General features: G+C 59.8%; 10 protein-coding genes and 1 riboswitch. Of the genes, 5 read left to right on the top strand and 5 right to left on the bottom strand.

Going from position 1 to position 12,101, the window contains the following annotated elements; genetic code table 11:
- Positions 1-6 precede the first annotated feature (6 nt).
- The 5 genes from H7C19_RS04495 (at position 7) to H7C19_RS04475 (ending at position 7,665) form a co-directional block, all read left to right on the top strand.
- Positions 7-1,638 carry an extracellular solute-binding protein gene (locus tag H7C19_RS04495; RefSeq protein WP_185141387.1) on the top strand — a complete coding sequence of 544 codons (1,632 nt, stop codon included), beginning with the start codon at positions 7-9 and terminating at the stop codon, positions 1,636-1,638.
- 108 nt (positions 1,639-1,746) lie between these two features.
- A complete protein-coding gene (locus H7C19_RS04490; RefSeq protein ID WP_185141386.1) occupies positions 1,747-2,649 on the top strand; it encodes an ABC transporter permease in 903 nt (300 codons plus the stop codon).
- A 44-nt stretch (positions 2,650-2,693) separates the two neighbouring features.
- Positions 2,694-3,569, top strand: coding sequence for a carbohydrate ABC transporter permease (locus tag H7C19_RS04485; RefSeq protein ID WP_185141385.1), 876 nt, complete (start codon positions 2,694-2,696; stop codon positions 3,567-3,569).
- A 50-nt stretch (positions 3,570-3,619) separates the two neighbouring features.
- Positions 3,620-5,413, top strand: a complete 1,794-nt coding sequence (locus tag H7C19_RS04480; protein WP_185141384.1) for a hypothetical protein — start codon at positions 3,620-3,622, stop codon at positions 5,411-5,413.
- Positions 5,410-7,665, top strand: coding sequence for a glycoside hydrolase family 88/105 protein (locus H7C19_RS04475; protein WP_185141383.1), 2,256 nt, complete (start codon positions 5,410-5,412; stop codon positions 7,663-7,665). Before H7C19_RS04480 ends, H7C19_RS04475 begins: the two co-directional genes overlap by 4 nt.
- Positions 7,666-7,781: 116 nt before the next feature.
- On the opposite strand, the gene H7C19_RS04470 is transcribed toward H7C19_RS04475, so the two are convergent.
- From H7C19_RS04470 to H7C19_RS04450, 5 genes are all read right to left on the bottom strand, one after another.
- Positions 7,782-8,573, bottom strand: a complete 792-nt coding sequence (locus H7C19_RS04470) for a DUF4247 domain-containing protein (RefSeq protein ID WP_185141382.1) — start codon at positions 8,571-8,573, stop codon at positions 7,782-7,784.
- Positions 8,573-9,085 carry a DUF4178 domain-containing protein gene (locus tag H7C19_RS04465; RefSeq protein WP_185141381.1) on the bottom strand — a complete coding sequence of 171 codons (513 nt, stop codon included), beginning with the start codon at positions 9,083-9,085 and terminating at the stop codon, positions 8,573-8,575. Before H7C19_RS04465 ends, H7C19_RS04470 begins: the two co-directional genes overlap by 1 nt.
- Before the next feature lie 27 nt (positions 9,086-9,112).
- Positions 9,113-9,517, bottom strand: coding sequence for a DUF350 domain-containing protein (locus H7C19_RS04460; protein WP_185141380.1), 405 nt, complete (start codon positions 9,515-9,517; stop codon positions 9,113-9,115).
- Between the two features lie 303 nt (positions 9,518-9,820).
- Positions 9,821-10,489, bottom strand: coding sequence for a PspA/IM30 family protein (locus H7C19_RS04455; protein ID WP_185141379.1), 669 nt, complete (start codon positions 10,487-10,489; stop codon positions 9,821-9,823).
- A 206-nt stretch (positions 10,490-10,695) separates the two neighbouring features.
- Complete coding sequence (locus H7C19_RS04450) at positions 10,696-11,763, bottom strand: KamA family radical SAM protein (RefSeq protein WP_185141378.1); 1,068 nt, start codon at positions 11,761-11,763, stop codon at positions 10,696-10,698.
- Positions 11,764-11,931: 168 nt separating this feature from the next.
- A riboswitch (cyclic di-AMP (ydaO/yuaA leader) is annotated at positions 11,932-12,085 on the bottom strand.
- Positions 12,086-12,101: the final 16 nt, after the last annotated feature.

The raw sequence follows: 12,101 nt of genomic DNA, 5'->3' as shown, positions 1-12,101 counted from the left end.
GGAACCATGGTTCAAAAGAGGCGACATGCAAGCTTCAAGAAACGAACCGGTCAATTGGTCGCGCTATCTATCGCAGGCTCGGTATTGCTAGCGGCCTGCAGCAGCAACAACGCGGATAACGGCGGGAGCGCTTCCGCTACCGCGTCCGCCGGCTCCTCCGCCAAGACCAAGGCGGCCACGCTTAAAGTCGAAGTGTTCGATCGCGGCAACTCTCCCACCGGTTCTTCGATTACCAAAAATTATCTCACCACGTTCGTTCAGGACAACTTCGGTACGCCGAACAACATTAACGTACAATACGTCCCGGTTCCTCGCTCCGAAGAAGTCAATAAGCTCAACGTGCTCATGGCGAGCGGCACCGACGTACCCGACGTCGTGTTCACGTACGATACGCCGACGTTCAACCGCTATGCCCAACAAGGCGGCTTGACCGATCTCGGCGAGCTGCTGGACCAGTACGGTCCGAACCTCAAAAACTTTTTGGGAGAAGATACGTTAGCGTACGGCCAGTACGACGGCAAACTATACGCGCTGCCCGCCAGACGGTCGCATCTGGGCAAGTACGCTTCCTTCATCCGTCAAGACTGGCTCGATAAGCTGAGTCTGCCGATGCCGCAAACGACGGATGAATTGTATGCCACGCTGAAGGCGTTTAAAGACAAAGACCCCGGTCAAACCGGAGGCAAAGTCATTCCGCTCGGCATGTCGATCGCGCCGGCCCAATATGAGCCGCTCATCTGGTCGTTCATCAAGCCGACGTCCGAGGAACAACGCTATACGTTAACCCAGCAGTTAGGCTCGAACGACTTTCCGACGCTGCTGCCGGGCTTCAAGGACGCCTTGCAATTCATGAACAAGCTGTACAACGAAAAGCTGATCAGCCCGGACTTCGGACTCGACAAAGACAAGACGAAGCTGAGTCAGAACGTCTCCAGCGGACTCGTCGGCTTCTTCAGCGAGGATGATATGAACCCGTTCTACGCCGACGGCCTCTACGCGACCCTGCAAAAAAACATGCCGGATGCGAAGCTCGCCGCGGTCGACGTATATACGAACGAAGAAGGCAAACATCCGAAGCCGGAATATACGCCGATCGGCATGTACCTCATGATTCCGAAGTCCAGCAAGAATGCGGTCGAAGCGATCAAATACCTCGACTGGATGGCTTCCGGCGACAATCTATTCAAGATGCAGAACGGCGTGGAAGGCGAAAACTACACGTTAAAAGACGGGACTCCAGTCATGAATACGAACGCGGCCGAGGAAATCAAGAACCGCCTTTACAACCAAGGCGATATGGCGATTATCTCCAACGGCAAGCAGCTCGGCGACGCGGACAAGAACATCGAGGCCTACGTCGTAGGCATGCCGCAGCCATATCAGGAAGAGACGCGCAAGGCGTTGACGATATCCCGCTCGGATACGTTCAAGCCGGTGCGGTTCGACAAGCCGATCGAAGCGGAAGCGAAATACGGCACCACGCTGCAAGACAAGTTCAAAGAAATCATCGTCAAGACGGCGATGGTGAAGCCCGAGCAATTCGACGGCACGTACGAATCGATGATGAAGGATTATCTGTCAAGCGGCGGACAGGCGATTCTCGATGAGCGCACGGCAGCCTACAAGGCGATGAAGTAAGTAAAACCGGCTTCGCCGTCCTCAGAAGAGGGCGAGAACCCCGCGTTCGAGGAGGAGCCCCCATGCTCCTCCTTGGGCGCAACCGCAGGATGAAGGAGGCTAACCGCCTTGAACGCATTCGGATACTTACGCAGATATTGGCAATTGTACGCGCTGCTGGTCTTTCCCCTGCTTTATTTCATCATTTTCAAATACGGACCGATGTACGGCATCGTGATCGCGTTCAAGGACTTTAACTTCTTCCAAGGCATCAACGGGAGCAAATGGATCGGACTCGACGCCTTCCGCGAAGTGTTCGCGATGGGCGACTTCTATAAGACGCTGCGCAATACGATCATGCTCAACTTCCTCGACTTGCTCGTCTCGTTCCCGGCTCCGCTTATCGTCGCCATCATGCTCTATGAATTAAAGTCGGCCTGGTTCAAGAAGCTGTCCCAGACGATCCTGTACATCCCGCACTTCATCTCTTGGGTCATCATCGGAGGCATCGTATACCAGGTTTTCGGCACGCAATCCGGCATGATCAACAACATCATTACCTCCTTGGGCTTCGAGGCGGTTCCGTTCCTGACCAACAAGGCGGACTGGCTGGTCACGTATCTGATCGTCGGCGTCTGGCAAAGCGCGGGGTGGGGGACGATTATTTATTTGGCCGCGCTCACGGGGATCAACCGGGAGTTGTTCGAAGCGGCGGACGTGGACGGCGCGGGCAGGGTCAGGAAAATATGGAGCATCACGCTGCCGAGTCTGAAGCCCACCATCGTAACGCTGCTCATCATCAGTCTGGGCAACATGATCGCCATCGGCTTCGAACGTCCCTACGTCATCGGCAATACCGCGGTCCGCGAATACTCCGACGTGCTGAGCACGTTCGTTTACCGTGTCGGCATTGAATCCGGCCAATACACCTTAGCTACGGTAGTCGGTCTGTTTCAGGCCGTCGTCGGGCTCCTATTCGTGCTTGGCGCCAACTACGCCTCCAAGAAACTGGCGGATCAAAGCATTCTGTAGTCGACCGACGCTTCGGCATCGAATATTGGAAAGGAGCATCAGACATGAAAGCTCGCCGTGACGGCCGCATCTTCGACGCGGTCAATTTGATCGCTCTATTGTTATTCGTGCTCGTATGTCTGGCTCCGTTTCTTCACATCATCTCGATCTCGCTCAGCTCGTCCCGTTCGATCATGTCCGGCGAAGTCAGTCTCTTCCCGATCGAGATTAAATGGGACTCGTATAAGCAGGTCATTTCGGACGCTTCCATGATCCGCTCGCTTGGTTTCACGATTCTGCTCACCGTCCTGTTCACGGCGCTGTGCATCCTGATGACGATCGCCGCGGCGTATCCGCTGTCCAAGCGGAATATGAAGGGCCGGAAGCTGTTCATGTTCGTCATTATGATCACGATGTTCTTCAGCGGGGGCATCATTCCGGAATATATTCTGGTGCGTAACCTGCATCTGCTCGACTCCATCTGGGCGCTCGTGCTGCCCGGCCTGATCAGTCCGTTCTATCTCATCATTCTCATCACCTTCTTCCAGAACGTCCCCGACAGTCTGGAAGAATCGGCGGAGATCGACGGCAGCTCGCACTTTCGGACGCTTGTCAGCATCATCATCCCTCTGTCCATGCCGGTGCTGGCGACGCTCAGCCTGTTCTACGCCGTCGGACGATGGAACGGCTTCACCGACACGCTCATGTACATTACAAGTCCGGAGATGTATCCGCTGCAGCTGAAGCTCTATCAGCTCGTTCAGAACAACATGATAAGCGAGCTTCTGCAGATGGAGGGCGCTTCGGGTCATGCCGCGCTGCAGCCCGAGAGCTTGAAGGCCGCCAGCGTTATTTTCGCTACCGTGCCGATCTTGATCGTCTACCCGTGGCTCCAGCGTTACTTCGTTAGCGGCGTCATGTTAGGGGCGGTTAAAGGCTAAGCAGCCTTCAAGATTGAGGAAGCGGAACATCGCAGAGAGGATGGATGAGGATGTACGAGAAGCTGATCGCCGTTAACGATTATTGGACGGCTGACGGAATCGGGAACCAGGTGATGGACGCAAGCAGCCGATTCTTCGGAGGCATAGCGGACCCGGAGACCGGCGTAGCTTGGCCAAGCCATACGGGAACGGTGACGGTCATGACGCAATGGGCATGCGCGCTCGTCGCCCCCGACTCACGCTATTATCACGGCATAGAGCTGCTGAAGCGACTGGAGCTCTCCGTCTTGTTCATGCTCCGCGCGCAGCATGAAGACGGCACGATCTCTCCCGGCTGGACGAATATGCATTCGCCGCCGGACACGGCGTTCGTCGTCGTTGGACTGGCGCAGGCGCTCGAGCTGCTCGACCGCCACGGCTGGGAGCCCCTTGACCGCGTCAGAGCGGACCTCCGGCTGTTCCTGGAACGGACGGCGCCAGCGCTGTTAACCGGCGGCTGCCATACCCCGAACCACCGGTGGGTGTTGTCCGCGGCGCTAGGCTTCCTCTTCCGGCTGACCGGATCGCCTGAATTGAAGGCAAGAGCGGAGCAATGGCTCGCGGAAGGCATGGATTGCACCCCGGATGGCGAATGGACCGAGCGAAGCAACGGCATTTACAACGGCGTCAGCGACGTCATGCTCGCGCACGCGGCGGACCTGCTCGATCGCCCCGAGTTGCTGGAGCCGGTTCGCCGCAATCTGCGTATGATGGCTTATTTGATTCACCCTGACGGGGAAGTGGTCACGGATTATTCCGGCCGCCAGGATTTCGGTCATACTCATGACATGGCCAGCTACTTGCTCGTCAGCAAGCTGATGACGCATCGGGATCGCGATCCGCTGTTCGCCGCCCTGGCCGAGCTTGCCGGCCAGTCGCTCCATCACCCCGGCGCCGCGCCTAACCATACGTTGCTTGGCTGTCTGCTCCGCCCCGAGCTGCTGGAGACTGCCGTCGCGCCGGGCGAACTGCCGGTCGAATACCGGGTCGTCCTGAACGGCGGCTTCCCGCGCGAGCGTCATCTAGCGTCCATGGCGGACGCCGGCCACGGAGGCCGGATCTATCACAGCCGGCTTCATCCCGAATTCGGCGCTCCCGTCGCGCGGGAACGAGCCGGCAGATCAAGCGCTACCGTCATGACCGAGACGCAATCGTTCTTCGCGCTGCGCCATGGGGCCGCGCGTTTGCTCGCCGTTCGGATCGGCTCGAACTTCGAGCCGGGATTCGTTCGGATGAACGCATTGGAGACGTTCGAGGACGGCTATAGGCTGCACGGCACGGAATCCAAGGGCTACTACGGTCCCGTTCCCGCGGACAAGCTGCCGGCGACAGCCGGCGAAGACGTCAGCCCATGGTACCTGCTTCCGCACCATTTGCGCGAAGCGACGCATCTGCAGGAGAACCGAGTCGACGTGGAGTTGACCCGCAGGGACGACGGTTGGCGCTTGCGCGTGCATTGCCGGATGCCGGATCCGGTATTGACGCAGCTGACGTTCGTATTCGGCGTCGACGGGACGCTCAAAGGCGGCGGATTGGAATCTGCTGAGGCCTCCGCGGAGAAGTCGGCGGGCAGGCCGTCGGCGGCACGTTCGCAGTTTTGGACCAAAGGCAAGATCCGCTACGCGGTCGGGGGCGACTGGATCGAGGTGGACGGCGGAGCGCACGAGCATAAGGCTCGGACGCTCCGTAACGCCCCGCTCCCGCCGGACTGTCAGACCTTGATCGTCAATCTGCTGACGCCGTACGACCGGACGTTCGACATCCGGCTGTCGCAGTCGGACCAACGAGGAGGAAGCAGCCGTTGACCGTCTATATGGAACCCCGCGACAGCGCGCGATACGCGTTCGGGGACGATGACCGCCGCATCCTGGAGCTGCTCTCGGGTCGCTATGTCGGCGCCAATCCGCCCGTTCCGTTCGCGTTGCGAGCCTTCTCCAAGGCCGGCGTGCTCCAAACCTCCGAGGGCCTGTACGACATGGACCTGTCGGAACGGCTGCCGCAAGCGACTATCGGCGACTATGCCTATCTGTTCGGTCTCGTGTGGAGCGATGGAGAGCGAGCGATCGACGGCCTGGTAGAGCCTTTCGGTCCGACAAGGCTTTACCTGAATGCAGAGCAGTTGTACCGGTCAAGCGCGGTGGACGAGATGAAACCGGATGCGCGAATCGTCGTTCCGCTCCTATTCCGCAGGGGCTGGAACGAGCTGCTGATCGAGGTAAGGCGGACTGCCGCGGGCTTCGGCTGCCGATTCGGAGCCGACGAGGCGAAGGTCCGCATCCTGAACGTGCTGTCTCCTTTCGCGGATCGATCCGGCAGCGCGGGCTGGGTCTTCTCTCAGGCTACCCGGTCTGCGTTATTCGGCTCTAACGGACAGTTTCCGGATGGGAGACGGACGGAAGAGGACAGCGGCTTGACTTGGCTGCCGCAGACCCGGTGGTCGGCGGAGAGGCAGGCGCTGCCGAACATGGAACGGCTCTACGGCCGTCCCGATCGCGCGGTTGCCGCTTACGGTTGGACGCGATTGGAGACGGCGCGTCCGGCATCCATCGTGCTCCGAGGCGAAGCCCACGGGCCGACCTCCATCTGGCTGAACGAGCGGCTCGTCGTCGACCTGGCGGAAGCCGGCACCTTCCGAACGTCGCCCTTGACCGTCTCCGGCTCCGCTCAGTTGCTTGTACGCACGATCAACGGATCGAAGGGCTGGGGCTTCGATCTTGAGGCCTTCGAAGGCGAGCGCCCCCGCCCCTTCCTCCCTCCGGCGCAGGTGCACGGCTATCAAGGCGTTTGGCTGTATTCCGGTCCCGTCGCCTCCGATGCCGATCTTAGCCCCGCCTCCGTCTGCTCGCTGTCATCGTTGCTGCCCTCCGTCAATACGCTGGGGAGTCCCGATGGGTACGCCTACTGGACGGTGGATATGCCGCAGACGCGCGTACGACCTTTTTATGAGAACGCGATGCTGAGCAACAAGTGGACGACCGGAGCCTCCACGAACTACGGGCGCTGGGATTATCCGCTCGGCGTGACGATGTACGGACTGCTTAGGTCCGCTCGGACGTTGAAACGACGCGAGCTGTCCGATTACGCGTTAAGCCATATCCGCAGTTGCGCCGACATGTATGCGTACGCTTTGTGGGATCGGGACGAATACGGCTTCCCTTCCGTCAATCAGCAGCTCGTCATGATGCGAATGCTGGACAATTGCGGCTCGTTCGGCTCCGCTATGCTCGAAGCGCATGCAGAGACGGGCGATGAAGGTTTCCTGCGCATCGCCGGCGACATTGCGGAATTTATGCTTCGCAAGCTGGAACGCAGGGGCGACGGAGCTTTCTACCGTCAAAGCCCCGGCGAATATTTCGATGACACGATGTGGGCGGACGATCTGTACATGAGCGCTCCTTTCCTGTCCCGTTATACCGCCTCAACCGGCTCTCAAGAAGCGATCGATGAGGCGGCGAAGCAATTCTTGCTGTTCCGACGCTACTTGTTCATGGAAGATCAGCGCATCATGTCTCACGTATTTGACTTCAAATACGGTCAGCCGACACGCATCCCATGGGGGCGCGGCAACGGCTGGGTGCTGTTCTCGCTGACGGAGCTGCTGGAGAAGCTGCCTAGCGAACACCCCGATCGCGAGAGACTGCTCGACTTCTTCAATCGCATGTGCGCGGGGGTACTCGCCTTGCAGGGCGAATCGGGCTTGTGGCGTCAAGTGCTGAACGAGCCCGAAGCGTACGAGGAAGCTTCGTGCACCGCTATGTTCGCCTACGCCTTCGCTCGCGGCGTCCGCTACGGCTGGCTGGACAACGGGGACGGCAACAGTGACGCTGCATCCTATGCGGCAGCGGCAGTCAAAGCTTGGCGCGGCTTGACCACCGTCGCGATCGACCGCCAAGGCAATGTCCACGGCGTATGCAGCGGCTCGCGCTACTCTTACTCGCCGGACTACTACATGTACGACCTGCGTACCGTCGTTAACGACAACCACGGCATCGGCATCATGATGCTGGCAGGCGTCGAGATCAGCTTGCTGAAGTCCTCGGAGGCCTGCAACGGCTGATGTTCGTCGCATCGGGCGAAGTCGCATCGATACGCTGCGGCTGAAGGAATGGCGCAACAGAGGCGCATACAGCAACCGGAGCCTGCATATTCGCAGGCTCCGGTTTATTTGTTGACTCATCGTCGCCTGGATATCCGCCCCGAGCCGCCGAAGCTCGTTCGGGGCTTCGTCGACTTGCGGGGCTTGATCCAGGAGGAGCCGGACTTGCTCGAAGAGTCCCCATCCTTGTTCCGGGTGATGCTCCCGCCGGAGCCGCTCGAACCGGATGTGGACGGCGGTTTCTTGTTGAACAGGCCGCCCGAACCGACGTCCGAGCCGCTCTGCGTCTTGCCGCGCTTGAAGATCGAGCCTTTCTTGTTGACCGTCATCGGCGGCGCGGACTTCAGATCGTTGTCCGTCGGCGCGCGGTACTTGCCGGTAGCCGGCGGCGGATACGCCTTCTGGCTGCCGTAGCCGCGATAGTCGCCGTAATACCCGCCGGGCCGCGACATATCGAATAGATTGCCGATCAGGCTGGCGAGCAGGTAGCCTTCCAGGAACGAAGGGCTGTAGTTCTGACGGACGTACTCCTTGCTGTCCACTTCGACCAGCGAGTCTTCCGGCTTCTGCTCGTCCTTCTGGACGTGAATAATCTGGTCTGGGTAGACCAAGAACATATGGTCCGGATCTTCCTTGGAGAGCTGGTCAGGCTTCTTCTGGACGACCAGTCCTTTGGCGACCTCCTGGACGGTCTCTCCCGCCGCGCGGTAGACATAGGAGGTCTGGCTGCCGTTCTGGCTGACCGACTCGAGCGGATACGTCTCCTTGACGTTGATGCTGCTTCCGCAAGCGGAGAGCAGCGTCACGATCAAGCTGAGGACGACCGCCAGATGAAGCGCCGACCCCCAGCGGCGAAGACGCGGGCTCATCAGACGTTACCTCTCAGCCACTCGACGTCCGCGGGGAGGATCTGCTCCCCTTCGTACAGCATGAAGCGCCCGTCCTGCCATTCGATCCGCAGCAGCTTCCGCCCGTCCGACTGGAACTGCCAGACGTACAGCTCGCCGCCGGACGACGTGAACGGCGTCTGTCCCGCTTCCGCGATCCGCGACGCATATTGCTCCTCCAGATGGTAGTCGATCCCGTCCAGCTCGATATGCGCCGGCACTTCGTCCATCGAATCGAGCCGCCCGTCGATGGCGCTATAGAGCGCGAACTCCGACTGCATTCGCTCCTCGATCGACAGGTAGCGGATGTCCGCCCCGTCCCGCAGCGACAGCCAGACGGCATTCCGGTTCACCGGCTTCGTCCGCCCGACGACCTGGTAGGTGACGAGCGACACTTCGCACACGTCTCCCGGACCCAGGGTGAGCACGCTGCGCTCCGCCTTGAGCGGCTCGGGTTTCTTTAATATGTTTTTGACGCGCTGAAACAAGCTCATGTCCGTCCTCCTCCTAGCCGCGGCGTCTTACAGGCACGCCCCAATGATCAGTGCGCCAACCAAGTGCAGCGAGCCGGCGACCAATCCGTGCCCGACCAGCCCTTGCTTGACTCCTTCGTCCAGCCGCAGATCCGCGATCTTCCGGAACGCGGCTTCTACGATCCACTCCAGAATGAACAAGATGACGAAAGAAATGATGGAGACGAGCAGCGCCTCCCCCAGATCGTTGGAGGTGACGATGGAGCGGCTGAAAATATAGCCTTGCGCCAGCAGCTTCAGCACGAAGCGGACGGCCACGGCGGTATTGCCCCGCTTCATCTCCTCCATGTCCTTGTACTTCGTGAACATCGCATCGATACCCATCAGCACGAACAGCAGCACCCCGCCGGCGGCGGTCCACAGCAGCGTGCCTGCGATCTGGTCCCAACTCAACGTGAACGTCTCTCCTCTCGGACGATCCGCCGTCTGCGCGCGGGATCGCCCCTTAACTAGAACAAAAACGGCTTCGCCGTCCTCGAAAGAGGGCGAACCCGTTAGGAAACGGAGCCGATAGCAGGGCGGGGCCACGTGCCTAGACCTCCCTGAATCCAAGTAAAAACGGTTTCGCCGTCCTTGAAAGAGGGCGAATCGTTTTTATCGGAGACCATTTAGAAATGGATAAGCGTAGAACTCATCCATTCTAAATGGTGGAAAAAGGAAACCCCGCGACGGGGTTCTCCTTTTTCGTTAACGGCTTTAATTTTCGTACTTTTTGAGCAGCGCCGCAAGCTCGTCTTCGACTTCCTTGTTCTTGCCGAGGGCAGCGAACTCGTCGTCCAGCGATTTGCCCTTGGCGCCGCTCAGTTCCTCGGTCGCCTCCGCGTGGGCTTCCATCTGGCGAACCTTCTCCTCCATCCGGCTCAGACCGGATATCGCGGTGTCGGCGCCGAATCCCGCCATCGCCTTGTTGATGCCGGCTTGCGCCTTCGCGGCGTTCGCGCGGGCGACGAGCGTCTCGCGGCGGTTCTTCAGATCGGTGAACTGCTTGCGCATCTCGTCGAGCTTCAGGCGCAGATTGTCTGCGGATTGCTTGTTCTGGTCGTAGCTGGCTTTGTACTCGGCCGCTTTCTGCTCCGAAGCCTTCTTCTCTTCCAGCGCCCGGCGGGCGAGTTCGATGTTCTTCGCTTGGGCGGCGATGTTGGCTTGCTCCTCGCGCTTGGCGACGAGAGCCGATTGCTCCTCATACAGCTGCTTGAAGCGTTTCTCCAGGGCGATCTGCGCGGCAACCGCCTTCTCCGCGTCCTCCAGATCCTCTTGCATGTCGCGTAAATATTGATCGGTCATCTTGACCGGATCTTCCGCTTTCTCGATGAGAGCATATACGTTCGACAACGTCAGATCGCGCAATCGTTTGAAAATGGACATTTACACGAATCCTCCTCGTGGCCTGTTATTCGTTCGGCCTTATGTAACGATAATACGCGGACGGCGCGCCGGAGTTTCAATTTCGTTTCTCCCGATTTGTTAAAATTTCGTGAAGCGATCGCGCGCCGCCATCTGCGCGGCTTATTGTTTGTGGAACGGGGACAAAAAAACCGCCGCAGCCCGAGCGGGCCGCGGCGATGCGCGAATCAATCTCCGATGTGGTACGGCGTCCGCAGATACGTCGGCAGCGGCTGGCTCTTGGCCGAATCCCGGGCATCCTGCTCTCTCGCGGCCGCATCGTCGCTGCCGGGCAGCTCGTCGAACCAGGTCGCGTCCGGCGCGCAGTCGACCGTCAGGAACTTGCCCGTCTCGTCTTCGAGCGACGGATGGTATTTGAGATACGCTTTGCCTCCGTCGACGGCCAGCAGGTCGATCATGCCGGAGCTGTGGCTCATCGACAGGCGAACCCGCTTGCCCAGGCCGGTCGTCCGCGCCTTGGCGCTCTCCACGAGGCGGTAGGCCCGCTCCAGCGGCACCGCGAACGATTGGCGGCCGTCTACCGGGCGGTTCAGGAAGAAGTAATAGGGCGTGACTCCCGCTTCGGTCAAACGTTCGAGCAGCGAGGCCAGCACCTCCGAGTCGTCGTTGATCCCGCCCAGGATCGGCGTGCGGTTGACGACGACGGCGCCCGCGGCCTGCAGCGATTGGAAGCCCTTGACGGACTCGGGCGTCAGCTCGCGGGGATGGTGGACATGCGCCATGACGTAGATGCGCTTGGCCGGCGTAGAATGCGTCTGGATGAGTTCGAGCAGGCCCTCGTCCTCGTAGATGCGCATCGGATTGATCACCGGGATCTTGGAGCTGAGCCGGATGATCCCCACATGCTGGATCTCGCGTAGGCGTTCGATCACGGTGCGCAGCTTGGAGGTCGGCAGATTCAGGCTGTCTCCGCCGGCGAGCACGACCTGGCGAATCTCCGGATGCTGCGTGATGTACGCAAGCGCGGGCTCGATGCCTTCCTTGGCTTCGGTCTCCGGCACCATGAGAAAGGCGGTCGTCCGGTACTGGTGACGGTAACCTTGCGCGAGATAGTCGTTCTCTTCGTCGGAGATGCACCAGATGCCGCGGGACGGGGCCGCCGCTTCGGCGGCGGGCGTCACAAGCTTGCGAAGCGGGTCGTTCGCGTCGTTCCAATCGATAAGACCGTGGTAATACGTATTGTCAGGATAAAGGACGGGAGCGTCAGGTTGCGAGTTGATGGATGGTTCGTTCATCGCCAACGTAATTCCTCCTTTTCCACGGCGGTTCGGCCGGCGTTCTTCGCAGGGGACGACAAAAGACCCCCGAGGAGACGGCAGAACGGATCGCGCTTAGCCAGACAGGGGTCTCCAAAGACGCAAAAAGACCCTCGATAGGGTCAATTAAGTCGAAGTAAGTATGTGCATTGACCCATCCACTGCTGACGAGGTTAGCTGACGGGCTCGGGTAGATGGTACCCTATGACGGTGCCTTGAATGGCATCACGCGTCGATTCGCCCCAATTGATCGGTTCCCCCGCTTCCCGGCGAGATGCCGGAAATTAAGCGTATATACAGTTTATACCCTTTACCCG

It is taken from the genome of Cohnella nanjingensis (assembly GCF_014212125.1).
In the GTDB taxonomy this organism is placed as follows: Bacteria; Bacillota; Bacilli; order Paenibacillales; family Paenibacillaceae; genus Cohnella; species Cohnella nanjingensis.
Note: the sequence above shows the minus strand (reverse complement) of the source record. Positions and strands in the feature narration are given on the sequence as shown.

Bases quoted from the DNA above. Each gene is read 5' to 3' on its own strand.
- H7C19_RS04485 (WP_185141385.1), top strand. From the start codon at position 2,694: ATGAAAGCTCGCCGTGACGGCCGCATCTTCGACGCGGTCAATTTGATC.
- H7C19_RS04465 (WP_185141381.1), bottom strand. From the start codon at position 9,085: ATGAGCTTGTTTCAGCGCGTCAAAAACATATTAAAGAAACCCGAGCCG.
- H7C19_RS04455 (WP_185141379.1), bottom strand. From the start codon at position 10,489: ATGTCCATTTTCAAACGATTGCGCGATCTGACGTTGTCGAACGTATAT.
- H7C19_RS04480 (WP_185141384.1), top strand. From the start codon at position 3,620: ATGTACGAGAAGCTGATCGCCGTTAACGATTATTGGACGGCTGACGGA.
- H7C19_RS04450 (WP_185141378.1), bottom strand. From the start codon at position 11,763: ATGAACGAACCATCCATCAACTCGCAACCTGACGCTCCCGTCCTTTAT.
- H7C19_RS04495 (WP_185141387.1), top strand. From the start codon at position 7: ATGGTTCAAAAGAGGCGACATGCAAGCTTCAAGAAACGAACCGGTCAA.
- H7C19_RS04470 (WP_185141382.1), bottom strand. From the start codon at position 8,573: ATGAGCCCGCGTCTTCGCCGCTGGGGGTCGGCGCTTCATCTGGCGGTC.